The organism is Paenibacillus odorifer, from assembly GCF_000758725.1.
GTDB lineage: Bacteria > Bacillota > Bacilli > Paenibacillales > Paenibacillaceae > Paenibacillus_AQ > Paenibacillus_AQ odorifer.
Genome location: NZ_CP009428.1, coordinates 3,261,424 through 3,287,082, shown reverse-complemented (window position 1 = coordinate 3,287,082; position 25,659 = coordinate 3,261,424). Strand labels below are relative to the sequence as shown.

The window sequence follows — 25,659 nt, the reverse complement described above, 5'->3', positions numbered from 1 at the left end:
TGTTTCCTCCTGTTGTTCAATTCTATAGGTTGTTTCTTTAGGCATCAATTACATATCATAAAGTTTAACTATACCATTATAGTACATTGGATAACTGTAATATATATAATAATTATCTTTATTAATATAATAATATTGGTCTGTTAGAGTTGGAAATTTTCAATCGATGTTAAAAATATCAGCTAAGTTCAATGATCTTCGTGGCAACATTATGGCAAAATTCGCGATCATGCTCCACAAAAACGAGTGTTGGTGTATATTCAAGCAATAGCTCTTCAATTTGCATACGTGAAATAACATCAATAAAATTAAGCGGTTCATCCCAAATATACAAATGAGCTTTTTCACTAAGACTTTTGGCGATCAGGACTTTTTTCTTTTGGCCGCCACTGTATGTGGAAATATCCTTATCAAATTGAATTCTGGAGAAATCAAGCTTTCGCAGAATAGATTTAAAAAGACTTTCATCTATCCCATTCTCTCTAGCATAATCTGTTAAATCGCCCCGTAGATCAGAAGTGTCTTGCGATACGTAGGAAATGATAAGCTGGCTATCCTTAGTGAAGGTGCCGGTATAATCTATCTCCTCACCGCAGATCAATTTGATGATACTTGATTTCCCGGAACCATTTTTACCCGAGAGTGTTATTCTCTCCCCCTGCTCAATGGTAAAGCTTACTTCTGAACATACCCTTTTCTCTCCGTAAAAAACCGAAACATTGTCCAGCTCCGCAAGATGACGTTTATGATAAGCAAGCTGCGTAATCTCTAAGTTCTCAGAATTTTCAATATTTTTAAGAAGCTTAGACTTTTCGTTGATGGCAGATTGCTGTCTTTGCTCGATGGCTTTAGAGCGTTTCATCATTTTAGCGGCCTTGTGCCCAACATAACCTTTATCTAACTTAGATCCAGAATTTCTAGTTCCGTTTTTAGTTTTTTCCACCTCATGTGACCAGTTACCTGTCCGTTTAGATGATGCTGACAAGCGTTTGATATCTCTTCTAAGTTTTTCGTCTTCTGCTAACTCAAAGTTATCTTGTCTGACTTTATTCTCCCACCAGCTAGAAAAATTGCCCTTTTGAATCTCTATATTGGTTTTGTTGATTGACAAGATGTGGTCCACACAATTATCAAGAAAGGATCTGTCGTGAGAAACCAGAATATATCCACTTTTTGAATTGAGGTAATCACTGACAAGCTTTCTTGCCGTCATATCCAAATGATTTGTAGGTTCATCAATCAACAGGAAGCTATTTTCCTTAATGAATAATGTGGCTAACAGCACTTTCGTCTGCTCTCCGTTAGACAATGAATCAAAGGGACGATATAACACATCCTCAGAAACCTTTAGCAAAGAAAGCTCACGCATTAACTTCCAATGAATATAATCCGGAAAAATCTCGCTGATCACATCTATGGTGTTAAGCTCCTTGTTATTCACCTGAAAAGGGAAATATTCAAAGCTGACATGAGCAGAAATATTACCGCTGTATTCATGCTTTCCAAGCAATAAGCTAAGAAATGTAGTCTTTCCTCGACCATTTCTCCCTGTGAAACCTAATTTCCAATCGGTATCGATTTGAAAGTTTACGTTCTCAAATATGTTATCGTAGCTGCCTTCATAGGCAAAGGTTAGATTTGTGACATTTATTAATGACATAAAATAATCCTCCTGTATTTTAAAAAATAAAAGCCACAAGAAAGTTACTTTCTTGTGACTCAAATAAATACAGCAAATCCAGCCCCAAATGGAGTTAGATATGGATATATTTTCGAGTGAAAAGAAGTAGTAACTTTCTTGCATACAAAGAATAAAACAAACGAAATAAACCATTGTTGTTGTTTTATTCATCATAGGACGCAAGAATAATTACTACACTATACTTTTCAACTCCGATCATTAATTTGTAATTATGTTATCATGCATACTTATTATTTTCAACTTCCTACCCATAATTCGTTAAAAAAGTTCAAATTCTTCTTCTGTAAGATCCATATTTACACTCATAGCTGTCCGACTCCCGTCAGCCGCGGCAAACACTAGCTGAGAAGGCATAAAATAAGAAACATCTCCAGCCGAATATAATCCTGGAATCGAGGTTCTCCCCGCACCATCTGTGCTAAACCCACCAGAATCATTCCGCTCTACAGCCAAATGATCTACGATCGATGCCGTTTGGATCAAATTCGGAGCAATAAACCCTCCCGTTCTTATGATCTCAGTACCATCCGCAAAACGAACCGCCTGAAGTTGCCCGTCATGACCCATAAAAGAGGAAACTAATGATTCTTTGACTACAACCCCCTTGGCCTCAAGACTTTTTTTCTGTTCATCTGAAAGGAATGTCTTGCCGTTCGTGCAGATAACCAAATCTTTACTCCAATTGAGCAGCATCTTTGCCATATGAAAAATATGTGGATTTTCGCAAACAACGACAAGGGGTTGATCTCGTAATTCCCAGCCGTCACAATACGGGCAATTAAACAGACTTTTTCCGTATAATGGACGTAGGCCCTCTATCTCAGGAAGGACCTCCTTTAACCCAGTCGCCAAAATCAATCTGCGAGCTTCAATGTGACGACCAAACGAATCAAGTACTGCAAATCCAGAATCATTTTTGTTAATCGAAATAATCTCAGTCTGGATATGCTCAACTGACGGATAACGTAGTACCTCCTCATACGCAATACGACGAAACTCGGCTGGTGTAACCCCGTCTCTTGTAATAAAACCATATGACGCATGGGTAACAGCATTTCTTGGCTGATTATTATCAATTAAAGCTACTTTTCGTCTTGCCCTACCAAGAACAAGGGCTGCGTTCAAGCCTGCGGGTCCACCACCAACAATAATGCAATCGTAAATCATATGAATCATCTCCTATATGCAGATATTAAAGACTCTTTTTATCTATTATTAAATCAAAAAAATATCTGTTACATCATAGATTTAATGAATCTATAATATCTCCAAATTAACTAAAGTGTCAACCCAAACCTCCCGATCCTCCATGAGTTTTATTTAGTGTAGTGCTAGAAAAAAGCAAATAAGCCCATTACCGTATGTTTGGAAGTAACTTAATACTCCAATATATAAAGTAAGAGCTATATCTTGAACTTACTTGGCAGTGTAGGGCTTCCTCACTAATCAAACTTCCCCGTTTGCTAATTCTAATTCATCAGCCGAGGGTCCATAAAGACCAGGTACCGGCACGTCAAGCAGCCGCAAATATACTCCAAGCTGTGCCCGGTGGTGAACCATGTGATTCAATCCGATGGTACGAAGCGCAGCAGCCCGGGTCTGACGACGGATGATCTGCTCCCCGTTCCGCAAGGTCCACTCGGCGCCGAGCATCTCCACATTGCTTGCAGTAATTAATTCCTCTATCTCACGAGCTTTCAGGTCGAACTCTTGTAGAATCGCATCGGGACTCTCCAGTGCTTCTCGTCGGTATGCCACGGTTGCCAAATCAAACTCCGAGTAAAGAAGAATTGCGGATTGCCAGCTCAGAAGGTTAACAAGATGTGTGGCCAGCCCACCCAGGCTCATTGACTTAGAGTGTGGTTTCCATGTCATATGCTCCTGAGGCAGCTTCTCCAGTATCCGACGCGTACCAGCCAACTCCTGCAAAACATCCCCAATGATCAGCTCTTTAACCATTCATCTCTCTCCTCTCTTCTGTAAAGCAATTTCTTTTGATCATTCGTGTGATACTTTTGTTCCTTTTCCCAAACAGTTTCTAACTCTCCGCTGGATCGGACCGTGAGGCTCTTATTTCGAAGATTTATGGCATTTCACCAGGTTATCGGACCCAGATGCAGCTATTTCCCTAAAAACACTCCGATTCTGTGCCATTACAACCCAATAAGAGCTATGCAGTCCGATAAGCTTGAAAAATGCTGCGAAAATCTAAAATAGCTGCAATGGAGTCCGATACGATGGACATTTGGCGAAAGTCCGACACAGAATACATCAGAAGGAAGATCAGATTGGACTATGAATAACGAATTCGACATCGCTTAAGAAACATCCTCCTGAGCATTCGCTTTCCAAGTCTTCTCTCTACAACTTTTTAGATACTTTCTGCCAATTGCATAGTGGTAACACATGTATTATCACTCTTAAAAGTGGAAAGTTCAGATTTTGCTGCTTTTCCGTCCTGCTCAATGGTTACGTTATATTTTTTGTCCCGGGGCAACCAAAGATCAATAAATCCGTTAGATAGCGATTTCATTTCTTTATCCACAATCACATTGCCTTCGCTGTCTTCGATATATACTTTAAACTCATCATCCGTTAATTCCCCTTGGCAGCCGGTCAAGCTATGTGTAGCGCAAGGATGCGTATTCTCCACATATGGAGCTATAGAAACAAAAAACTCATCTTTAGGCAAGTCGTAAGTTTTCTCTTTATTGTTACTATCGGTTACAATAAGTTGCTCAGAAGTGATAGAAGCGGACAGGTTTTCCATACTGCTTGAACTATATTCTTGCACTAATTGCTTAATGTCGGTTGTATCTTGTGCTGAGGGCGTATCCTTGTCGATACCTCCCAATAACAAATACGCACCTAATGCAACAACCGCCGCTCCAGATACCAGCAAGATATTTCTTTTCATTTGTAATCATCTCCTTCGCTTATTCGCCAGATTATGTACTCTCTCAGAGTATCTTCCATTTCTTTTAGTATAACTAGTTAAACTAAACTAACACAATTATGAACAAGGCAAAATAGTGAAAAGTTATGTATTTGATTCATCCTCTATCAACACAAAAAAAGGCCTCCTCACTGGTTTTTCAACCTCGAGGAAGCCTTTTATCTTTTATATTATTATGCTTGTAAATTACCGACCATAACACGAATGACATCCGCAAGAGGAGTAGCTGAACGTTTCAGCAGTTTCTCTAATTCGCTACTTTCAATATTAAGCCAACCTTCACGAATACCACGTTGTATAGCTACAACTATTGGAAGCGCAGCTTCTGGGACACCCACCTCCGACATGGTCTTGGCATAAGCCTCGTCGTCAACCTGGATTACTTTGATTTCTTTACCGATTACAGTGCCTATGATCTCAGTCAATTCCTCTTGTGTTAAAGGTTTGCCAGACAATTCATACACTGTGTTCTCATGTCCGTCACCTGTCAGTACATTAGCTGCAGCTTCTGCATAATCTCCGCGTGTAGCCCAGCCAACTTTACCGTTCCCTGCTGAAGTCACCCATGGGGCACCTGCTAGAGCGCCTTGAATGGAGCCGATCTCATTCTCCAAATACCAGTTATTACGGAGGAAGCTGTAAGGAATGCCTGTTGCGCGAATAGCTTCTTCGGTGATGCGGTGAACTTCAGCAAGAAATAGTTCACTCTTGTCTGCTTGTCCTACACTTGTGTAGGCAATGAAGCCAACGCCTGCTTTTTCCGCAGCAACAACAGCTGCTTTATGTTGACGAATCCGGGTTTCATTATCACCATCTGCGGATACAATTAATAGTCGATCCACACCGGCAAATGCTGATTCCAGCGTCTCAGGTTGATCAAAATCACCATGACGGACTTCTACTCCACGCGCCTGAAGATCACTTGCTTTTTCTGGGTTCCGCACACTAACTACAAGATCACCTGCGGGTACAGTTTTAAGTAAAGCTTCTATCACCAATGATCCGAATTGACCTGTTGCTCCTGTTATTGCTATTTTCATTTTTACTTCCTCCTCAAATTAGGATGATAAATTTATTTTTAATCACTACCTGTAACTATTGTAGTTACAATCAGTTTAGATGTCAACTTATTTATGATCCCAACTCTGGCTGGATAATAAACAGAAGAATTAAAAAACTATATTCACAACAAAAAAACCACCGTCATTTCCGTTAGGAAAAACGCTGGTTCTATGATCAGCTCCATATCAACTTAATAATGGTCCCTTGTCCAGGGCTACTCTCAACAGCAATCCTGCCCTCCATACATTCGATTAATCCCTTGGAGATCGCCATGCCAAGGCCGGATCCGTTGGAGCTAGATACGGTGTCCGTTCCTCGATAATAACGTTCAAATAGACGGTTAAGTGTGACTTCATCCATTCCATCGCCATCATCGGAAAATTGAATAGTAAATCCACTGTCCTCATCATTCATAGTAAGCGAAACCGTTAAAATCGTATCTGAGGGGTTATGAAGTAAAGCATTCGCAGTCAAATTGTTGACCACCCGCTCTAGCCATGGAGTATACAATCGAGCTCTCACTTCGTTTGGTGCCGGCACAAATATAATTCGTTGCTTCCCGTATTCGGGATTTGCAGCAGCTTGATCAAGGGCTTGATGTAGCCAAAAGTTCAATTCCACCTCCATCAGCTCTGGTGGCTTGATCCCTGTTTTTAGCCGATAGGTCATGGCAAGATCACTAATAAGCATGTCCATATGGGCTGATTTATCCAGCATAGTCCTTGTAAACTTGCGAACTTCCTCTTTCGACCAATCATACGAAGGCTCCGCCAGTAAATGGGCATAACCAGTTATAGAAGATAAAGGAGTTTTTAAATCATGTGTAACACCTGCGATCCATTCTTCCCTCAAATTCTCTGTTTGTTGCCGCAACGCTTGATCTCTCTGCAAATTAGCAGATAATTTCTCTATGGATACCATAACATCAGAAAAAACCCGGTATCTCCGTCTCCATTTACCTACGTGTGTTCGACTACGACGATTTCCTTTACGGTCCATAGGCTCTGTATATATGGCATTTCCAATGGAATCGAGCCATACAAGCATATGCAGCATTGGCGCTCCAAACCTATGAGCTTGCCATAAAGAAAGCAATATAAATGCAAGCAATAAAGCCGCGAGCATTGCTAATGAGCCTTTAATAACAATTTTAACCTCTTCAGGTACCCATACCTTTTGGCCTATATCTGCTCCCTTTACGTTTGGTTGTCCAACGATCCATGTTTGGCCGGTTTGTTTATCAAAAGAAGATCGGACATGATAGCCGTAACGTTCACTGTAGAGAGTGCGTAGTGCTAGCTCTGGCACTGAGTACTTGGTGGGAATCATCTTTGGCCTATTATAGGAGAGCAGCTCCGTACCCGATGAATCAATGAGTTGAACAAAAGCCTGTGATGATTTAATTTCTCTTTCAATCGAATCAGGCAGAACCAGATCTCCATCTACTGCATCAAATGTACCTTCGCTCATTTTTTTTAACAGAGGATCTAGTATATTTGGCGCGCCATAAAGAAGCGTGAATTGTCTCCCATTTTTCTCTTGAATCCATACAGCCAGAGTATACGGAAAAGGCTGAGTCCCTGTCCAATAGGCGACTACTTCACCCGGTCCATATTGAATTGGGACATCTTTTGGAGTGTTGTAGGCACTTTCAACTTTTCCATTTTCATCGATGTTTTGCAGCCAGCCCTTATTCTTCTTCACTTGCTCCAGCAAGCTCGGGGAAAATTGAATGCCCTTCTCATCAATTTTGGAGGATTCAACCAGTTGCTCTAAGCCAACATTAGCAAAATCACGCGTAATACTGATATCGAGAAAACGCAACAGCATCCAAGTAAACGTTACTGCTGCAATAGCGAGAACAACCATTCCCGTAATAGCTAGCTGTAGAACGAACCTTAACGTTAACCGGCGTTTGATATTCATGGCATGGACAACTCCTGGCGGTCTACCTTCACCAGCTTATAACCAAGGCCCCTAACGTTAACAATAAATTTTGGATCGGACGGGTCTGCTTCGATGCGTTCTCTAATTCGATGAATATGAACCATGACCGTATTATCATCACTCAGTGCTTCATCGCCCCATACTTTCTCATATAACTCACTTTTGCTGAAAATCTGATTGGGATGTTTGCATAGGAAGACCAGCAGTTGAAATACAAGTGCCGGACAAGCAACAGACTGACCCTCTACCAGGAGTTCTCCCGCTGTCTCATCTAGCTTAAACCTTCCGTAATCATATACATTTGCAGATTTATGGGGGACTATTTCTACACTCTTGCCAGTAGCCTGTTGGTTAGCAGAAGCAAAATATCTCCGCAGCTGTGCTCTTATACGAGCCACCACTTCAAGCGGGTTAAAGGGCTTGGTGATATAATCATCTCCACCTATAGCAAAGCCCGTTAATTTATCGAAATCAGACGTCCGAGCAGTCAGAAAAAGAATAGGAGCATCCGTCGTCTGCCGGATAAAAGGGCAGATTTCGATGCCACTTCGTCCGGGCAGCATTACATCCAGCACAATTAAATCATATTTTTTGGATTCACAGGCACTTACTGCTTCTTCACCTGTTTGCACTGTATCTATATTGACGTAGCCTTCCTTACGCAGCACTGTCTCCATAATGTCTAAAAGTGATACCTCATCATCAACCAATAAAATTGAAGCCTCATTCATATAAATTTTCCCTTTCACAATAGACGTTTTTATCATCATAGCATGATTTTTTTGGCTAGCAATCTTACTAATCTTAACGGAAGCTTAATTCGTATTCATTAAATAGCTAGTAAATTATGTAAGTGTTAATATAGAATTTCAGAAGAGCTAAGGATAGACTGCTACAATCGTAATACTGGGAGGCGATATATATGAACAAAAAACCTAAAAAAATCATTCATAAAGTTATTTTGAATACAAGAACTGTCTTGGCTGTAGGGTCATTGTCTTTATTAATGGCTGCCTGTGGAGGAGAGAATGCTGATGTGCCGACTACTGAAAAGGCGGAGCAGACAACAAACCCGGCCACAGCTGCCATTCTGAGCGGATTTGCTCCAGATGAACTATCAAAGATTCTACTGGACGGGAAGTATAAGGAGTTGTATGCCCGCTTTAACCAGCCTTTAAAAGATGAAATAAGTGAAGCAGAATTAGCAGAGACAGGAAAAGAATTCACTAAGGGTATCCATACATTGGAAAAGGCATCGACCATGCAGCTTAATGGATTTGATCGACGCACATGGGTTAGTGATGCTGGCAATAAGGGGCTCGTCGGGATGTTTGATCCGGATGGGATGATTACATTAATTCAAGTTCAAGAGCTTATCCCTTCTCCTGAAACCGACAATGTACTAAGTAAACATGAATACGCGCTGCCGTTTGAGGGGGATTGGTATGTGTTTTGGGGTGGCGAGAATGTGCTTGTGAATTATCATTATGAGTTAGAAATCCAGCGTTACGCTTACGATTTTATCCAAACCAAAGATAACTATTCCTATAAAGGAGACCCACTAAAAAATGAAAGCTATTATGCCTTTGGCAAAAACATTCTCGCTCCAGCGGACGGCACCGTTGTATCGGTTGTGAATGACATTAAAGACAATGAGCCAGTTGGGGTCATGAATCCGAATCAAGCTACCGGAAATATCGTTGTCATTGATCATGGCGGGGAATATAGTCATTTGGCGCATCTCAAACAAGGGTCAGTTACTGTAAAACCGGGGGATAAAGTCGAAAAAGGGGAGGTTATTGGCTTAACAGGTAATTCTGGTAATACGAGCGAGGCCCATCTACACTTCCAAATCTCAGATGGAGCTGATCTATTCACTTCCCGGGCAATCAGAGTTAAATGGGAGCAAGATTTAAAACCAATTCAAGGCGAGACTATTTTCGCCGCTAATTAGCGCTAAATTCCGGGTCGCTAAGGTTGTCTCTCATAAATAATAGATCAGATAAGACAACCTTGATCTTCCCTAAAAAACTTCCTGTATTCTGAGGAAAGGAAGTGTCAACCCCGATGTCTTTACTCCTAGGCTCTCATGTGTCTATGACCGGAACAAAAATGCTCCTTCGAGCTAGTGAAGAGGCAGCTTCTTATGGAGCGGCCACCTTCCTTTTTTATACCGGAGCCCCACAAAATACACGCCGCAAACCCATTGAAGCTTTGAATATTGAAGCAGGACATGCTCATATGAGAGATAACGGTATTTCTAATATTATTGTACACGCTCCATTTATTGTTAACTTAGGAAATACACTTTCGGCACAGGTCTTTGAGCATAGTATAGAGTTTCTTCAATCAGAAATCATAAGAACAGAAGCTTTGGGTTCAACCCAAATCGTCCTACATCCTGGCTCTCAAGCCGGCATCTCTCGGATCGCGGAAGGCTTAAACGAAGTGCTAACAGATAAACGAAATGTTCAGGTTTCATTAGAAACTATGGCTGGAAAAGGTAGTGAATGTGGAGTCTCTTTTGAATAACTTCCAGCTATTCCCAAACTCTTAGAGACTCCCTCCATCGGTGAAAAGAAATATGTAAACGCACCCTATAAGCATGAGATTTCCTTGTTAAGGGGAGATACAGATGAGCTGGTAAAAAAATAAAAACCGCCAGTTACGCGGTTTTTTATCTGTGCAACCATCATCGATTATCCTTTTGTGGAATCAATTGTAGTAGGCGCGGTTCCATTTACCTGGAGTTTTTTTAACGAGTTTTTCTTTGCTGTTAATTCTTTGGAAAGATCAGCTTGCAGGCGATTCATGTTTTTAATTTCATCGTTAAGCTTTTTGATTCGCGTCATTTTACTGCTCAAATCTGTGTGAGACTTGCTAAATTTCATATCCTGTTCTAATTGATTAATTTTGAATTTGGATTTTTCCTTTTTGTTCTTCACGTTTTTGAGCTTGCTCTCTACCTCTATGATTTCTTGTTCTAACCTTTGGATCATTGGTTTGGTGAAATTAATCGCCATTCTTACACCCCATATCATTTAGTGTTGCCGAGAATCAATTCTACTATAAAAGAACAAAAAAGCACACTCATTAGAGTATGCTTTTTAAAAATAATCAGAGAAATAAGGATGTTCTGGCCTGATTAACCCTTCCAGGAATTGAACTGTCGCTTCATCTGCCTGGATCCGACCGATCCTAGCCAAATAGGTAGGTCGCTTATAGCCCATTAACATCGTGGTTAAAGTCGGAATGTCAATCAACAAGGAAGGGTTAGTCCCTCCTGCGTGCAAAACACCTGTTCCATCTTTATCCACATTAAGCGTAAATGTACCCCGGTTCCATTCCAGCATCGGATCACTCAAGGTGAAGATAAGGCAACCCTCTTTATCCTGTTTTTTAAACGGATACTGTTCGATAAATAATTGTACATCCACTATCCGGGCCATAAAATAAGGAGCAATGGTTTCCTTGATGTCACCATCATCTAAAACGAAGGAAAGCGGCTCCCCTTTATAAATATCCCCTTTGACAAGAGTAATCATCGAAAAATGTGCACTTATAAAGTTCCATAATCCCACCCGAGCTTCTTCGTTAATATATACCATTTCTTTGATATAAAAGATCTCCTCAGCAACCCAATACAACAAATACCCCGTGGGCAAATCATCATTGTTATAATAGATGCCTACCGTCATTTCATCCAGATCCCAGCGTAAATATTCTTCCCAAGCCAACTTATTTCGAAGCATAGCTCCATGATGCTGCATGGAGAACTGATCATATATCTCCTTGATATCCGGATGTTCAATAGTTACCCGCTCCACGTTCCCAGGAACTTTTTTAGTTTTCGGCAGCTGAGTATCCGGAACTTCAAATGAGATTTTATCGGTAATGATCTCCCAGCCTTTCCGCCTATAATATGGAATGGAATACGGAAATAGATAAGAAATTGATTGCTTGCGGCCCCGCATTTTAGTTAATGCATGCAGCATCAGCTTATTCATTAAACCTAAATTAGCATATTCGGGATAGGTTCCAACACCCGTCAGGCCACCCATCTCATAAATTCGCCCAAAAATATTTACTTGAAATGGGTATACTGCTAACTGTGAAATCAATTTATCACCATCAAACCAACCGACTACATCAGCATACTTTAGAACTGGCAGCTTCGCTTGGGTGATTTCACGATTTTCCCAACCAAAGATTTGTAAATCACGATTCGTCACTTGAAATACATAACGTAATAAATTATTAAATTGCTCTGCATGTTTAGTCTCGACATTTGCTAACCTGATTCTATCCTGCAACTTATTGCGACTCACTATCAATACCCCCGCTGAATTACCCAGATATAAATCAGAAATCACTCTTATTATTCTTTATATCCGTTCAATAAATACATTCTTTCAGAGAAGGTTAGCCTAACGAGTTCTTTTGCAGCTTCGGGATCAAAGCATACGCAAACGTGATGAATGGGCTTAACCACAGAAGGGTGGCATAAGGTATATATTCAATTACCGGTACACCTAGTGTAGCTGCGAAAAAAGCACCGCTAACTCCCCAAGGAATTAAAGGATTAACAAGGGTTCCACAATCCTCTAACGTACGGGATAGTGTCTTTGCTGGAATGCCTCGGCGATTATATTCATCTTTGAACATTTGACCGGGCAGCAAAATAGAAAGATACTGTTCACCAGTCATCCCATTAACCGCAATGGATGATGCGCCGCTCATAAGCACGATACTGCTTTTACGTTTGAGAGGTTGAATGATTTTGCGAAAAAAAGCCTCTATGACACCACAATATTGTATTAGCCCGCCTAATGATAAAGCAATCAAGATAAGTGAAACGGAGCTCATCATTGATTGCATTCCACCTCGGTTAACGATAGAAGCAACGGTTTCATTGGCAATAGTACTTTCGTATCCATTCTGCATCACACTGAACCAGACACCGATTTCTGTCTGCTGCTGAATAATAGCGGTCACCAGAAGACCAGTGACAATGCCAACCATCAGTGTAGGAAGGATTGGGATTCGTTTGATTGAGCAAATAATAACGGCAAGTGGTGAGATCAACGTTAACCAGTGAATACTAAATCCATCCTGTAGAGCAAACTTAATCCCCTGAATCGACGATAAATCAATCGCATCGGCTTTTGGTGCGAACAAGAAAAAGACAGTAGTTATAATAAGCGCTGGAATCGTTGTGTACATCATATTACGAATATGTGTGAACAAGGATATACCTACCACTGCAGGTGCGAAATTTGTAGTATCAGATAAAGGTGACATTTTATCACCAAAACAAGCTCCACAAATAATCGCTCCAGCAGCAAGTGTTGGAGAAATCCCTGTCGTCAAAGCAATACCCATCAAAGCTACACCAATCGTGCTAACGGTGGTGAATGAGCTTCCAGTAAACATAGAGACGACAATTGTGACATATAACGCGCTTACTGCAAAGTAGTTCGGATTAATATAATCCATACCATAAAATAAAAGTGTAGGCACCGTACCACTCATCATCCATACAGCGATCAATATTCCGATTAGCATGAGAATAAGAATGGGCATTATAGCTGTTTGTATGCCTTTGATGATAGCTGCCTCAATATCTTTCCATGACACACCAAATAAACCCAATAAGACTGCTGTGCCAACTGTGGTTGCGAGAAGCGGGATATGAGGTTCTGCTTTTAATAGGAAAATAGATACAAAAAGAAATGCAAGAATAAAGGCGATGATAATCATACTTTTTGAAAAACTAAGCTGACGGTCCATAACGATAGTGCTCCTTAACATTGTGATTGGGATAAAATCCGAAGAATGCGGCGCTTCCTTACTTTTAAGCTTTTAAGCTTTTAGGCTTTTGGGCAATGAAGCACAGAGGTAATATTAACGATAAGATAGAGAAGAGTCAATGTTAAGAACATACAATGAAGGTTTTTCCATTAAAAAACAGAGGGCAAAATGCCGCTCTGCTTTATATTCATCCTATTCACTTTACAATTGCAGCTTTAAAATATCCTGCGGAGTTTCAAATTTATATTTCGCGGGAATATGCTCATGCTGCTTGCATCCCCATAAAGCTAATCCAAAATCGACACCAGCATCTCGTGCACATTCATAATCATAAATCGTGTCCCCTATGTAAATAGATGATTCAGGGTTTGCTTTTGATACTCTAATAAATTCTAGCAAGGGGTCTGGATGTGGCTTATGCTTTGCTGTATCTTCTGCGATAACGGTATATGATAAATATTTAGTTAAGCCAAATGGAGCGAAATCGTCATTTAGCTCATCTCTTGTCTTGGAAGTCACAATTCCTTGAACGATCTCTTTTGACTGTAATGAACTCATTACATCTACAATTCCGTCAAAGATGTTAATAGTATCATAGAAATCTTTCATGAAAACATTCCATCTCTCATTGCCCTCATGAATATCTTCGATCCCAAGTTGCGGTAATGAAGCTGAACCTGGAATACCTAACACAAAATTAAGCTCTGACAATTCATACTCTTTGTTGTGATCCACCTTTAACATCTTTTGCAGAGAACTCAAAACAGCAATTTCTGTATCAATTAAGGTTCCATCCACATCAAAGATTACAGTGTTATATTTACGCATAACTACCTCCTATAGGATTACAACAAATACAAGATTATTAATCGTTAAGCTTAATCTATTACTTAGAAAATAACTCTACGGCTTGCGTATCCATAATCGGATTGATATATTTCTCTAGCGTAATCGTTAGTGGTTGAGGATAATCTTTCGCTCCCTTTCCAAAAGTATAACGCATTTCATCCACGGCTGTACCATCCTTTGAAGTCATGTAGCCACCGAAGTTTCCTGCCGAAGTTGTTTTGATTGCTCTTTTATGCACATTTCCTTCCGCATCAGTAAAAGTCTCAGCAAGTCTAGTGTAGTATTTTAAATATTCGGCATCAGTAATTGTATGCCGCAACAAGATCTCTCCTTCATCTGCATAATTCTCTTGCGTTGGAGCAACAAGCTCAAGGCCGCTTCCCGGTGCTTCAATGATTTGCTGCCTATTGAGATCGACAACAATTTTCATTTTATTTTTTTCGACTGCCGAGATACCAAAGGTTTTTAATGAAACGGTGTCTGGCTGATGCTTTAGGCCGCTCTGGCTGTTCCTGAACACCAGCGTAAACTTGGTGTTGTCCGAATAGACTTCAGAATTGTCAGAGTTGACGATGTCGGGGTAAAATAATTTTTCGGTAGCACCCCCATTTGTACTAATCAGAACTGGATTAATCAATTGGAAAATTTGTTTATCATTGTTCAGATCATACTCCAAATCTGCATAGGTACTAAGCGGTGTATATTGCACTAGATTCACTTTAATCTTTTGCCCGTCAACTGTCAGCGTTTTATCCGTTTTTAGAATTCTTTCCTGTGCTTTGAGCATATCAGGATTAAGTTCGAAAGCAACATCCAGATTAGTCCGGTATTTATTACTACTGGATTGTAGCGCCTTATCTGAAGTTTCAGTGAGAATGACATTATAGTTTACTTCCTTTGGATATTTAATCGTTGGTGAAAGACTAGTGGTGTATATAAAATCCTTAGACTGGCCTGGTTGAATTCGGTTATCGCTGGCAAGCATACTTAGTGCAGCACCTTTATGTAGATTCGACTCCTGTATGCCTTCATATTGAAGCGCAAAATCCGCATGTATAACTTCTTTGTCTGTATTGTTCTGAACACTGTATAGAATATACACCTTCCTTCCATCTGTTACTGCACCAGTTACATCCACTCGGTACCCCTTGTTTTCCGCGCTCTGACCCACCGGCATCACGAGATTCTGTTCCAGAGCACTTGCAAGTGCTGGTTCTAACCTTGAAAATGAGCGATAAGCTGCAAAATCATCTGTATTTTTAGGGCTGGCGGTTTGAACTGAAGGTTGGGCCACTTCCTTGGCCGGTAATCCGATTGAAGAGTATGTAAATAATAGGGCTACGGCTGCAGCTGCAATCACTCCCAAACCTGCGGTATAAACACGGCGTTTCTCACGTTTTTTTCCTTCCATAATTCCCTTTCGCATCGCGTTATATATTTTCATTTCCTGTAAAGTTTCAGTATTCTGATTCATTTCATCAACATTTTTCTGCAAAATACGATCTTCTTTATCTGTCACTCTGTTCACCTCCCATATCACTTCAGCACATTACGAAGCTGTTTAAGTCCCTCACGTAACCAGGTTTTGATTGTACCTTCTGGTTTTTTTAGCACTTTTGCGATTTCGATTGTAGTCATGTCATTGTAATATTTAAGAAGTACCACATGCCGATATTTGGGCTTTAACCTGTTCATAGCGCGTTCCAGATCAATCCGGTCGTTGCTTTTCATTTCCTGAGTTGCAACCTCTGCCAGCTTCTCCGTAGGAATCACTCGTTTTTTTCGTCGTAGTTCATCCATACAGCAATTGATCGTAATTCGAATCAACCAAGGTGTAAATGACTGTTCATCTTTAAGCTTCTTACGTTTCATCCAGGCCCGACATGAAGCCTCTTGTACAACTTCTAACGCGTCCGCTTCTGTTCGTAGATAACTATAAGCGACGGTGTACATTTTCCGATGCTCCACATACAGGCGTTTAAAGAAAACTTCCTCATCCATACGGGCAAAATCAACCATTCTGACCTCGTCCATCGTCCTATCCACCACTCACTACACCCCCTCTTTTTTTGTCAGTGTCGGTATTAGGATAAAGTCATCGTTCTGATGTTCTTATAAGTAAGACGGAGCTGAACGTAAAAACGATTGATTTTTTTCATAAAAAAGTGCTGGCAAAGATGCCAACACTCCATTTTCATATTTATCGATCACGATTAACCATATAATTCAATAGATGTTTTAAAAAATTGATATTGCGGGGGATCTCTTTTAACGCCTCCATGGCAAGACAATAGTGCTCCCACATCTCTTTTCTAGCACCTTCTGAACCCAGAATGGAGACAAACGTTGCATTGTTATTCTCAACATCCTGCCCTGTCGGCTTACCTAGTAATTGTAAATCCCCTTCCAAGTCGAGTAAATCATCTTTAATCTGAAAAGCAATCCCCGCATGATAAGCGAATTTCTTCAAAGCTTCTATTTCTGTCTCCTTAACCTGTGCAAGAATCGCTGGCATAACTAGTGAAGCTTCGAACGCAATGCCCGTCTTATAGAAACAAATCATATTTAATTGCTCTAGCGTCAATGCTTTTCCTTTAGAATTCAAATCCATCGCTTGCCCCATGCAGGTATCTTCCGCCTTTTGAGCTGAATATTGCATTAAAGCAATTACGGATTTAGCATCGAATGTATGAAGGGATGCCTGTTCCTCAATCGACTTCTGAATTAGAAAGAGTCCTGTCAATTCCGCCGTAGCGCTATTATACACCTCATGTAGAGTTGAACGGCCTCTTCGAGTGGGGGCATTATCCTGAGAGGGCAGATCATCGAAAATTAAGGATGCAGTATGCATATATTCCAAAGACCTCAAAAGCGGCACAATTGCTGCGCTGTCTAATCCGTATTCGTTCACACCCATAACCCAAGTCAGGATAGGTCGTATTCGCTTGCCATCACCCTCTAAACTATAATTGGCTGCATCAATTAACATTTCTTTCATAGCTGGTGTCCCAACAGGTTTATTAATCGGCAATTGATTGTTGATTTCACCACGAACCTTTTGAATCGTATTGTGAAAATCCACCTTTTCCTGCTTGTTGTTTTTTAAATTCGTAAGCAGTTGATCTCTTAGTAGTTTGTCAAAAAAATCCACATCATCAGCTTTCAACACCATTTGCTGCACGAGATGATTAAATTCGGGTTGACCCGAAGCAAAGATCTGCATAATCTCTTTATACTTTTCAGTACCCACACGTTCTTTACAACGCTTCAAACCGTTAATTGCTCGATCTAGAATCACTTCACGGGTTTTGGCATCGGAGTGATATACGGAATGGATTAGATGAGAGATGACGGTCCAGTATAATTCAAAAGGGTTTATCAAATCTGAACGTTGATCACGGTATTTCAGAAAATAGGTATACGGCGTTACCGCTCCCTCTTTCATATCGTCAAACATATCCGCAAAATCATCAGCCAGTTGATTGTAAAGACCATAATAAAAAGTACGTTGATCAAATCCATCATCTGTAGGAGCACTAATAACGGATCGGACAATTAAACGGGAAGAAGAGGATTTTAAGATAATGGGGATATAAAGCTCTTCATTGGTGTATTTAGCGTTGGAGAGTTCCTTAACACGGTCCAGCTCCTGAGATTGAAAAAACACAAAGGATTGCTCGAAAAATATGTTCTGCATTTCTGGACGTTGATAGCTTTTAATATATTGGAAAGCTTCACTAAGCTCCGAATGTACGTATCGAATGAATTCCATGTTCTCTCCGGACCATTCTCCAAGCTCAGGCACAGATCTAGTAAGGATAGCGTCGCGTATCATGAGGGAATATTGCTCTTTTTCTTGAAGCGTTAAGACACTGGAATCGAGAAGATCATCAATAAAAGGGTAAGTCAGCCCATAAGAATAACCAAGTCTAATGGCTTCACTAAGCTTCTTAGAACGTTCCAAAGGTGGGGTACTCTCCCCCATTTCCTCCATTACATGCAGAATGACCCCGATAATGATCTTAATTAACTTACGCTGCGCTTGTTCGGCATTCATTTCCTGCGGAATATGGGTTGATACGTTCTTTAGCTTGTCGATCACCCAGATGGTGGCGGTCTCGACGCCTTCTTTTTGCGCCCAGCGATATACTCCTGCCAAGCTCATAAATTCTGATTGTTCTCTTATCATTGTTGAACCGTCTGGGATCAATTGAGATCTAATGTCAGCAACCATTCGCTTAATCCTGTTTTGTGTGTCAGGAGAATCCAAGGCTTTGCCCAGATCTCTCATATATAAATAGGAAACGCTGCGATCTAAATAATCATCCAATTTACCGGAAAGATTCAGCCACCCTATATACTTATGATAATCCTGAGAATCAGGTTTCCTCTTCCCTCTAGAGAAAAAGGACAACCATGAGCGGTGATGAATATGATGTTTTTTCCATAATTGAATATCTTCAGTCAGAGTAGATACATACGTTTTTTCTTTGAACTGCATATGCAGTGAAACAAAATACTGAGCCGCCCTCTGCTCGGCTAGCGAATAGGCTGAATCGGCATGATCGGTTAAATTTACATTCATAGGTGGATTACCTCAACTTCTCTTTTGGTTAATTGTCGGTCATGTTCATATCTTATACGGGGAAGTGTCTTTATGGTTACGAATTCTTCGCCATACGTTTCCCAATAAAGTCAAAGATCAGACCCGCTGTCCTTTTTATAAGACCCAATGAAACAGGATAATAATAACCAGACTCAAACCAGCCTTGTTCTTTGTAATACCGGTAATCCCTGGAATGATCATCAAGCATTGTTTTTATACTTGTACGTGACATTCGAAACAGCATTAACCTGAAAAATGAAGGAACCGGAGTCTTAGGTGACATGAGGTCCTTATAGAATCTTTCGGAGGCTTTCTTAATTTCTCTCGTCATTTTTTTCTGCGCAACTTCTGTTCTTGGTTCCAAAGTAGTCAAGACACAGCCTTTTGTGACTTGAAATCCGAAATTCTCGCCCATATTACTAAGATATTTTTCAATTTTGTTGCCTCCAAAGATCCCCTGATTGACAATAGCCGTGAAGGTTTTTCCGAAGAAACGAGGTCTATGAAATACAAAGGCAAGCCGATCCAAGAGGTTCTTCATCGGTGCCGATACATGAAATGCATAATTAGGGGTAGCGAAAATAACCCCGTCAGAATGAATCATTTTCTCCATCAATACATCACGATCATCCTTTAGTGGACAATACTCCTCACCTTTATTGAAACATATCTTACAGCCCCGGCAATATTCAAGCCGATAATCTTTTAAAAAGACATACTCAAATTCAATATCACCATATGCTTTTAAATTATTGCCAAATTCACAAACCGCTTCAAAGGTCGCATGCTTTTGCTGATTCCCAATAAATGCAGTAACTTTTTTCATTTGGAGTCCTCCATATATCGCATATTTTGAATAATCCCGATAAATATGAATGAATTTATTTTTGTTCATTCATATTGTAGCACCTTGATTCCCTTTATGCGATAAAATTCCATTTGAGAATGCAAAAAAAGAAGCCCTACTTAATTAGGCTTCTGTTAACTTCCCACTATATCTTTTTAGCGTAATTATGTGTAACAAAATCAACTAGCAGATTCACACTGCTCTCCATATTGTAAATCTCTGTGTCAACTGTCAATTCGGCATGTTTAGGGGGTTCATAAATAGCATCAATACCTGTAAACTCACGAATTTCACCTTTTCTAGCTTTCTTATACAACCCTTTAGGATCACGTTGTTCGCAGGTTTCTAATGAACATTGCACATAAATCTCTGCAAACTCGCCAGACTGAAAACGATATCTAATCGCTTCTCTAGCAGCTGAAGAAGGTGAAATCATCGGGACAAGCACTATAAAGCCAAGGTCCAAAAACATAGACGCTACTTCGGCCGCGCGCCGCATATTTTCTTTACGATCCTCTTCTGAAAAACCTAAATCGATATTTAAACCTTTTCTTAGCTGGTCGCCGTCGATCACAGCACATCTTATGCCTTGCTTAAACAATTCTTTTTCAGCTTGTTGTGCTAGTGTACTTTTTCCTGAACCTGATAATCCTGTGAACCAAAACACGCCCGCTTTATGACCGTTCAACAGCTCCCAATCTTTTCTATTCATTCTATGACGCCCCTTTCTATATGATTAATATTATACTAGTTTACCGCAGTCTTGAGAGAAATTGCTGATCCTAATTCCTTCTGTATATACGCTATATCAGTCAGCTGCTCAATATGGTAAACTCCACCTGGGGGTGGTGAATCATATAGATGTTTTGCTACTGCCGCTGTTACTTTTGCCGTAATGATAGATTGATTCTTTCCTTGTAATAAAAAATCCGCATGAAGTAATTTACCTTCTAAATTTCTTCCACTTGCCTCAACCTTAATAGCGAACCCATCATCCCCCAAATGCAGCCGCCCCATAGCACGAACAATTAAATTCTTCAGCCAGCCTATTTGCAGTAAGCGAACGGCTCCTGTTTTTTTCGTTATTGCCAGTATTTTAGTAACCATAGCTGAATCAAGACAAAATCGTGTGGAGATAGACGATGCTTTCAGTGTTCTGCTCAGTGTCTGTTGATCTGAGAATGGAAAACGGTAAGCATATCGATTACCCATCTTATCACCAAAATGATATAACCTTCTGTCTGTAAAGCTCTCCACCTCAACCTGGCGATTACCCTGCTTCACTTCGAACTTAGCTGCTAAACTGTCGACTGTCCATTCTAGCGCCGCTTTGCCATGAGAATCACCTAGTCCGAGCATAATTGCAATTTCTATCTCCTCGATCTGATCCATCTGCCGCTCTGCTTCAAGGGCCAGGAGATTAGTGATGCCGGGAGCAAGTCCTACACTTAAGACAGCACTTGACCCATTATCTTCAGCCTCTCTCTTGTATTTCTCAATTTCATTCAAAAACAAACCGTTCGCAGATACATCCACATAATGAATACCGCTTCGAAACACAGCTCTTACAAAATCTGTATCCGTTTGATCTAAGCACATAATGATTAATTTAACTCGTTCTAACTTATCAGTAGGTAAAGGTTTATTAATATCCACCTGCATCGGCTTAATTTTCCCATCAGTTGCTTGACTGAATTGCTTTGCTTTTACAAGGCTTCGCCCTGCAGCATATACCTTTCCAGGATATTTTTTCTCTAAGATTTCACAAATGGTACGCCCTACATGGCCATATCCACCGACGACTACAATATCTTCTTTTCTCTGCATTTTATCACCGCATCCTATATAATAGAAATAATTAAGAACCATTCTCAATTATACGGATATGGTTTACATTCACTATCCCATAAATGTGGGATACCTGTTTTTATACTCCATGACTAGAGGGCTTACCTATGAAAACCATAAGACAACTTAATCATATTAAACAACAAATCATAAGGTTCGGTGCTGTTTCTGATTCTTCACATAGCTACCGTACTTCATTACTGTCGATTTTACGCGATGCTGTACCCTTTGATGCTGCCTGCTGTACCCATGTTGATCCACGTACACTACTCTCGACAGGTGCAGTTACAGAAGATAACGTGGAATCCATTCACCATCACTTGTTCCAGATCGAATACGGTGAAGACGATATTAATCCCTATGAGCAAATGGTTCATAGTAAAGTGCACGTAGCTACTTTATATGAAGCAACCGAAGGGCAGCCAGATTTGAGTGCTCGCTATCAAAAGGTACTATCTCCGGCAGGATTTGAGGATGAATTACGCGCTGTACTTGTTCATGGAGATGCGTGTTGGGGGTATCTGACACTTTACAGAAAGTCGGGTCAGCCTGTATTTTCGCGGGAGGATTGTGAGTGGATAGCCTTAATGCTTCCTGAGATTGCCGCAAGAATGCGGGCTTTCAGTCTTGAGTTGCCTGAGAGAAATCAGACTTGGCTGGAAGAAGATTACGGTTCCGGAATTGCTGTCCTTTCTGATCAACTAGTGCTCCTCTCCTCCAATCCTACAGCAGACCGCTGGTTAGAGAAACTTCGTTCATTAGAAAAAATTGATCACCATATCCTGCCACGTCCAATTCGGGCGGTGAGCACACAAGCAATCAATAGTCCCTCTGAATCTTCGGGGATGGCTAAGTCCTGTATCCGGATGTCAGAAGGACCTTATCTAGTGATCCGGGCTAGCCGGCTTCATGCATACGACGGTCAGACGCAAATCGCTATTTCATTCGAGCCTGCACGTCCAGCAGATATGCTTCCTATCATTGCAGAAGCGTATGATCTGACGAAACGGGAACAGCATTTACTTGAAGGAGTAATTCGTGGATTATCTACTAAAGAATTGGCTGCTGAGTTACATATTTCTGCTTACACGGTTCAGGATCATTTAAAATCCATTTTCGCTAAAGCAGGTGTCAGCAGCCGTAGAGAGCTTATCTGGCATTTACATTCTCGATATAGCATTTCAGAGAAATAGGATCGCCGAGCTTCTTATCAAAAAAGCCCAAGCCTTTATTAACAAAGGACTTAGGCTTTTATTTTATCTTTTATTTCCTTAATGCGATGCCGTAAATTCTTCCAGCTCAGAAGCAGGATCAAACTTCTCCCTGCTCATCACAAATGCTGCCATTAGAGCTATAACTGATGGAATAATCGCCCAAGCAAAGGTATGAACAAGAGAAGAAGATAATCCTTCGGTGATTTTATCAAGAACCTCAGAGGGAATTTTGGCCCGTGTGTCGGGAGTCAAAATTGTACTTGGATCACTTAGATTAACACCTTCTGGTGCCGCGCCTCCTTTACTGAACATGGAAGTTAATTTATTCGAAAAAATGTGACTTTGAATAATACCAAATACCGTAATACCAAGTGTCATTCCCAGCTCCCGTGTGAAGCTAAGTGTCGAACTTGCAGAACCCCGTTGTCTTGCTGTAAATCCATGAATCGCTGCATTGCTTAGAACAGAAAATGATGAACCTATGCCAAGACCCACCAGAAACATAAAAATAGTGACCATAAACCGGGAGGAGTCTGGTGTTAGTGTGGTAAGCAGAGCAATACCTGCAACAAGGAGTACTAACGTAGAAATCATGATCGTGCGATAATTAAATTTAGAGAGCAAGAATCCTCCGCCAGCAGCAGTGATAACAGAACCAATCATCATCGGAAGTAGAACAAGCCCCGAATTTGTGGCAGACCCGCCAAGAACCCCTTGAATATAAATTGGAATGTACACCGAGGCTGTAATAAATGCCGCTCCGCTAAATATCGCCATAACATTACTCGTAGAATAGAGACGATTCTTGAACATGCCAAAGGTAATGATTGGCTCTTCTGCACGACGTTCAATAAAAATAAAACCAATTAAAAACACAACAAAAGCCATAAATAATCCCAGAATCATTGTCGAGTCCCAAGCATATTTCTTACCCCCGAGCTCAATCGCAAACATGAGACAAAGGATTGAAGCTACAAGTGTAAAAGCCCCAAGATAATCAATTTTCTCTTTGGAATGCTCAACAGATTCTTTGTAGAAGAAAGCGATCATAAAGAATGCAATAACACCAATGGGTAAATTGATATAAAAGACCCAAGACCAATGAATATAATCCGCTATATAAGCGCCAATAAGAGGACCAAAAATACTGGAAATACCATAGGCAGCACCGAATAACCCCCCGATTTTCCCCCGTTTTTCTGGGGCCACTACATCGAACATAATCGTGAATGCAATAGGAACGAGTGCCCCTCCACCAATACCCTGAATTGCCCGATAAATACTAAGCTGGACAATAGAATTTGCCGTACCACATAAAGCTGAACCAATCATAAAGACAATAATACCGAAAATAAAAAATCGCTTACGTCCATACATATCCGATAATTTACCGAAAATCGGCATACCCGCCATCTCAGCTATCATATAAGCGGACGTAACCCACATCAATTTGTCAAAACCGCCAAGGTCACCTACAATGGTTCCCATTGCGGTTGCAAGTATAGTATTATCCATTGATGCCATAAGGGTGGCCAACAATAGAGCTACTATAATAACCCCAACTTTATTTTTCTTTTCCATGCTCCTTTTTCTCCTCCACTTTTCCCAAATGTTTAGTTCTACTCTAATTGTTAAAGGATTGTGCACAGGCTTCATTCCAAACCACGTGATGTTATATCCTTTGCAAATTAGTGAATAATTCGATAAAATCAAGACAATTAATTAGATGTTCATCAAGCATCTTGTTTATTAATTATCTTGACTATCAAGATATAAACATTTTAAAAGGAGGGTCCTCTTTTGTCAAGAGATCGACACAATCAAGTTACAATTCAGCAGGAAGACTTAACTTTACGCATGCGGGGCCTAGGCAGCCGAACGGTTTTGTATCAGCAAAAAGTAGCAACTTCTTTGGGGTTATACAATAACGATTTTCTATCTATAGATATCCTTCAGGAAAAAGGTCCTATCACCGCCGGCGAGCTATCCAAATTAACTGGACTTACTACAGGCAGCATTACCACATTAGTTGATCGACTTGAAAAAAACGGCTTTGTTCGCAGAGAACATGACCCAAATGACCGTCGTAAGGTGATCATTGTCCCTTTATATGAGAATAACGAGGTTGGAAATGCCTACCTTCCTTTGCACACTAAGATGGTTAAACTGGCGTCTTCCTTTACTGAGCAGGAGCTTGAGTTGATAACAACATTTTTAGGCAAAGCAAGTACCATCCTGGAAGAGCAGATTCATTATCTCAGCACTACAACTAGTAACTAAAACTGTATAATCATCAAAAAAGGACGATATCCCATGAAGTCAAATGACTTTGAGATATCGTCCTTTTAATATAAGTATGGATCAAAGAGAAGCTGAAGCTTGAGCAACTAAAGAGACCAACTGTGCAGAATCAAATGTGTCTCCTTTTCGAAGCTTTAAGGTTTTCCTTTCAGGTGGTCCCTCAAATGCTCCCTCTGGAAGCGTTAGCTCGGTTGTATTAAAGATTACAAAGCTGACTGCGTCTTTTGATGTCGAGATGGCCGCAGCGTATTTTCCATTTTTCAAAAAATGAGGTTTCTTATACTGAATACGTTCCTGCACATCCGGTATAGCCTGATGAACAACCTCACGTAGTGAGGTGGACAACTCCACCTGCCATGATTCTTTTAGCGCTTCAATAAAATCGATTACTTCCTGATTCATTTTTCATCTCTCCCTTTAAGTAATTAAATGGTTTGCCTGAATAAGCGCAGTAAGTTGTTTAACAAAATCAGGAGGTCCTTTGAGATCCGACGCATCTGCTATGACGAACATAAG

General features: G+C 40.5%; 22 protein-coding genes and 1 pseudogene. 4 read left to right on the top strand and 19 right to left on the bottom strand.

The window, feature by feature from the left end:
• Positions 1-178: 178 nt before the first annotated feature.
• From PODO_RS14320 to PODO_RS14290, 7 genes are all read right to left on the bottom strand, one after another.
• Complete coding sequence (locus tag PODO_RS14320; RefSeq protein ID WP_038570938.1) at positions 179-1,660, bottom strand: Lsa family ABC-F type ribosomal protection protein; 1,482 nt, start codon at positions 1,658-1,660, stop codon at positions 179-181.
• A gap of 300 nt (positions 1,661-1,960) precedes the next feature.
• On the bottom strand, positions 1,961-2,869 hold the full coding sequence (locus PODO_RS14315) for an NAD(P)/FAD-dependent oxidoreductase (RefSeq protein ID WP_038570935.1): 909 nt from the start codon (positions 2,867-2,869) through the stop codon (positions 1,961-1,963).
• Between the two features lie 279 nt (positions 2,870-3,148).
• Positions 3,149-3,661, bottom strand: coding sequence for a DinB family protein (locus PODO_RS14310; RefSeq protein ID WP_038570932.1), 513 nt, complete (start codon positions 3,659-3,661; stop codon positions 3,149-3,151).
• Positions 3,662-4,073: 412 nt separating this feature from the next.
• Positions 4,074-4,619 (bottom strand): CueP family metal-binding protein, encoded by a 546-nt coding sequence (locus PODO_RS14305; protein ID WP_036677924.1) that lies wholly within the window; start codon positions 4,617-4,619, stop codon positions 4,074-4,076.
• A gap of 212 nt (positions 4,620-4,831) precedes the next feature.
• Positions 4,832-5,698: an SDR family oxidoreductase gene (locus PODO_RS14300; protein WP_038570928.1), complete on the bottom strand. Its 867-nt coding sequence runs from the start codon at positions 5,696-5,698 to the stop codon at positions 4,832-4,834.
• A gap of 196 nt (positions 5,699-5,894) precedes the next feature.
• Complete coding sequence (locus PODO_RS14295) at positions 5,895-7,646, bottom strand: sensor histidine kinase (protein WP_036677927.1); 1,752 nt, start codon at positions 7,644-7,646, stop codon at positions 5,895-5,897.
• On the bottom strand, positions 7,643-8,398 hold the full coding sequence (locus PODO_RS14290) for a response regulator transcription factor (RefSeq protein WP_036677929.1): 756 nt from the start codon (positions 8,396-8,398) through the stop codon (positions 7,643-7,645). Before PODO_RS14290 ends, PODO_RS14295 begins: the two co-directional genes overlap by 4 nt.
• A gap of 191 nt (positions 8,399-8,589) precedes the next feature.
• Between PODO_RS14290 and PODO_RS14285 the strand changes: the two genes are divergently transcribed.
• Both PODO_RS14285 and PODO_RS14280 read left to right on the top strand, forming a co-directional pair.
• Positions 8,590-9,621: a M23 family metallopeptidase gene (locus PODO_RS14285; protein WP_080742494.1), complete on the top strand. Its 1,032-nt coding sequence runs from the start codon at positions 8,590-8,592 to the stop codon at positions 9,619-9,621.
• Between the two features lie 113 nt (positions 9,622-9,734).
• A pseudogene (locus PODO_RS14280) lies at positions 9,735-10,196 on the top strand (TIM barrel protein); the annotation flags it as partial.
• A gap of 170 nt (positions 10,197-10,366) precedes the next feature.
• Here PODO_RS14280 and PODO_RS14275 read toward each other — a convergent pair.
• From PODO_RS14275 to PODO_RS14230, 10 genes are all read right to left on the bottom strand, one after another.
• Complete coding sequence (locus PODO_RS14275; protein ID WP_036677934.1) at positions 10,367-10,690, bottom strand: hypothetical protein; 324 nt, start codon at positions 10,688-10,690, stop codon at positions 10,367-10,369.
• Positions 10,691-10,774: 84 nt separating this feature from the next.
• Positions 10,775-11,995, bottom strand: coding sequence for a GNAT family N-acetyltransferase (locus PODO_RS14270; RefSeq protein ID WP_036677937.1), 1,221 nt, complete (start codon positions 11,993-11,995; stop codon positions 10,775-10,777).
• Positions 11,996-12,089: 94 nt separating this feature from the next.
• A complete protein-coding gene (nhaC, locus tag PODO_RS14265; protein ID WP_038570924.1) occupies positions 12,090-13,457 on the bottom strand; it encodes a Na+/H+ antiporter NhaC in 1,368 nt (455 codons plus the stop codon).
• 222 nt (positions 13,458-13,679) lie between these two features.
• A complete protein-coding gene (locus tag PODO_RS14260; RefSeq protein ID WP_038570921.1) occupies positions 13,680-14,306 on the bottom strand; it encodes an HAD family hydrolase in 627 nt (208 codons plus the stop codon).
• 58 nt (positions 14,307-14,364) lie between these two features.
• Positions 14,365-15,846 (bottom strand): DUF4179 domain-containing protein, encoded by a 1,482-nt coding sequence (locus PODO_RS14255; protein WP_038570918.1) that lies wholly within the window; start codon positions 15,844-15,846, stop codon positions 14,365-14,367.
• A gap of 17 nt (positions 15,847-15,863) precedes the next feature.
• Complete coding sequence (locus PODO_RS14250) at positions 15,864-16,361, bottom strand: RNA polymerase sigma factor (protein WP_036678355.1); 498 nt, start codon at positions 16,359-16,361, stop codon at positions 15,864-15,866.
• Positions 16,362-16,527: 166 nt separating this feature from the next.
• Complete coding sequence (locus tag PODO_RS14245; RefSeq protein WP_038570915.1) at positions 16,528-18,912, bottom strand: polyprenyl synthetase family protein; 2,385 nt, start codon at positions 18,910-18,912, stop codon at positions 16,528-16,530.
• Positions 18,913-18,988: 76 nt separating this feature from the next.
• Positions 18,989-19,759: a flavodoxin family protein gene (locus PODO_RS14240; protein WP_038570912.1), complete on the bottom strand. Its 771-nt coding sequence runs from the start codon at positions 19,757-19,759 to the stop codon at positions 18,989-18,991.
• 166 nt (positions 19,760-19,925) lie between these two features.
• On the bottom strand, positions 19,926-20,492 hold the full coding sequence (cysC, locus tag PODO_RS14235) for an adenylyl-sulfate kinase (protein ID WP_038570909.1): 567 nt from the start codon (positions 20,490-20,492) through the stop codon (positions 19,926-19,928).
• 35 nt (positions 20,493-20,527) lie between these two features.
• Positions 20,528-21,607, bottom strand: coding sequence for a saccharopine dehydrogenase family protein (locus PODO_RS14230; protein WP_036677954.1), 1,080 nt, complete (start codon positions 21,605-21,607; stop codon positions 20,528-20,530).
• 128 nt (positions 21,608-21,735) lie between these two features.
• Between PODO_RS14230 and PODO_RS14225 the strand changes: the two genes are divergently transcribed.
• Positions 21,736-22,821, top strand: coding sequence for a helix-turn-helix transcriptional regulator (locus PODO_RS14225; RefSeq protein ID WP_038570906.1), 1,086 nt, complete (start codon positions 21,736-21,738; stop codon positions 22,819-22,821).
• A 78-nt stretch (positions 22,822-22,899) separates the two neighbouring features.
• Here PODO_RS14225 and PODO_RS14220 read toward each other — a convergent pair whose 3' ends face one another.
• Positions 22,900-24,423 carry an MDR family MFS transporter gene (locus PODO_RS14220; protein WP_038570903.1) on the bottom strand — a complete coding sequence of 508 codons (1,524 nt, stop codon included), beginning with the start codon at positions 24,421-24,423 and terminating at the stop codon, positions 22,900-22,902.
• A gap of 276 nt (positions 24,424-24,699) precedes the next feature.
• Here PODO_RS14220 and PODO_RS14215 point away from each other — a divergent pair, with 276 nt between their 5' ends.
• Positions 24,700-25,122, top strand: coding sequence for a MarR family winged helix-turn-helix transcriptional regulator (locus tag PODO_RS14215; RefSeq protein ID WP_169744822.1), 423 nt, complete (start codon positions 24,700-24,702; stop codon positions 25,120-25,122).
• Positions 25,123-25,203: 81 nt separating this feature from the next.
• Here PODO_RS14215 and PODO_RS14210 read toward each other — a convergent pair whose 3' ends face one another.
• A complete protein-coding gene (locus PODO_RS14210; protein WP_036677965.1) occupies positions 25,204-25,545 on the bottom strand; it encodes a DUF1801 domain-containing protein in 342 nt (113 codons plus the stop codon).
• Positions 25,546-25,659 lie beyond the last annotated feature (114 nt).

Bases quoted from the DNA above. Each gene is read 5' to 3' on its own strand.
- PODO_RS14315 (WP_038570935.1), bottom strand. From the start codon at position 2,869: ATGATTTACGATTGCATTATTGTTGGTGGTGGACCCGCAGGCTTGAAC.
- PODO_RS14295 (WP_036677927.1), bottom strand. From the start codon at position 7,646: ATGAATATCAAACGCCGGTTAACGTTAAGGTTCGTTCTACAGCTAGCT.
- PODO_RS14320 (WP_038570938.1), bottom strand. From the start codon at position 1,660: ATGTCATTAATAAATGTCACAAATCTAACCTTTGCCTATGAAGGCAGC.
- PODO_RS14220 (WP_038570903.1), bottom strand. From the start codon at position 24,423: ATGGAAAAGAAAAATAAAGTTGGGGTTATTATAGTAGCTCTATTGTTG.
- nhaC (WP_038570924.1), bottom strand. From the start codon at position 13,457: ATGGACCGTCAGCTTAGTTTTTCAAAAAGTATGATTATCATCGCCTTT.
- PODO_RS14215 (WP_169744822.1), top strand. From the start codon at position 24,700: ATGCGGGGCCTAGGCAGCCGAACGGTTTTGTATCAGCAAAAAGTAGCA.
- PODO_RS14230 (WP_036677954.1), bottom strand. From the start codon at position 21,607: ATGCAGAGAAAAGAAGATATTGTAGTCGTCGGTGGATATGGCCATGTA.
- PODO_RS14305 (WP_036677924.1), bottom strand. From the start codon at position 4,619: ATGAAAAGAAATATCTTGCTGGTATCTGGAGCGGCGGTTGTTGCATTA.
- PODO_RS14290 (WP_036677929.1), bottom strand. From the start codon at position 8,398: ATGAATGAGGCTTCAATTTTATTGGTTGATGATGAGGTATCACTTTTA.
- PODO_RS14250 (WP_036678355.1), bottom strand. From the start codon at position 16,361: ATGGACGAGGTCAGAATGGTTGATTTTGCCCGTATGGATGAGGAAGTT.
- PODO_RS14240 (WP_038570912.1), bottom strand. From the start codon at position 19,759: ATGAAAAAAGTTACTGCATTTATTGGGAATCAGCAAAAGCATGCGACC.
- cysC (WP_038570909.1), bottom strand. From the start codon at position 20,492: ATGAATAGAAAAGATTGGGAGCTGTTGAACGGTCATAAAGCGGGCGTG.
- PODO_RS14225 (WP_038570906.1), top strand. From the start codon at position 21,736: ATGAAAACCATAAGACAACTTAATCATATTAAACAACAAATCATAAGG.
- PODO_RS14300 (WP_038570928.1), bottom strand. From the start codon at position 5,698: ATGAAAATAGCAATAACAGGAGCAACAGGTCAATTCGGATCATTGGTG.
- PODO_RS14260 (WP_038570921.1), bottom strand. From the start codon at position 14,306: ATGCGTAAATATAACACTGTAATCTTTGATGTGGATGGAACCTTAATT.
- PODO_RS14310 (WP_038570932.1), bottom strand. From the start codon at position 3,661: ATGGTTAAAGAGCTGATCATTGGGGATGTTTTGCAGGAGTTGGCTGGT.
- PODO_RS14245 (WP_038570915.1), bottom strand. From the start codon at position 18,912: ATGAATGTAAATTTAACCGATCATGCCGATTCAGCCTATTCGCTAGCC.
- PODO_RS14210 (WP_036677965.1), bottom strand. From the start codon at position 25,545: ATGAATCAGGAAGTAATCGATTTTATTGAAGCGCTAAAAGAATCATGG.
- PODO_RS14285 (WP_080742494.1), top strand. From the start codon at position 8,590: ATGAACAAAAAACCTAAAAAAATCATTCATAAAGTTATTTTGAATACA.
- PODO_RS14275 (WP_036677934.1), bottom strand. From the start codon at position 10,690: ATGGCGATTAATTTCACCAAACCAATGATCCAAAGGTTAGAACAAGAA.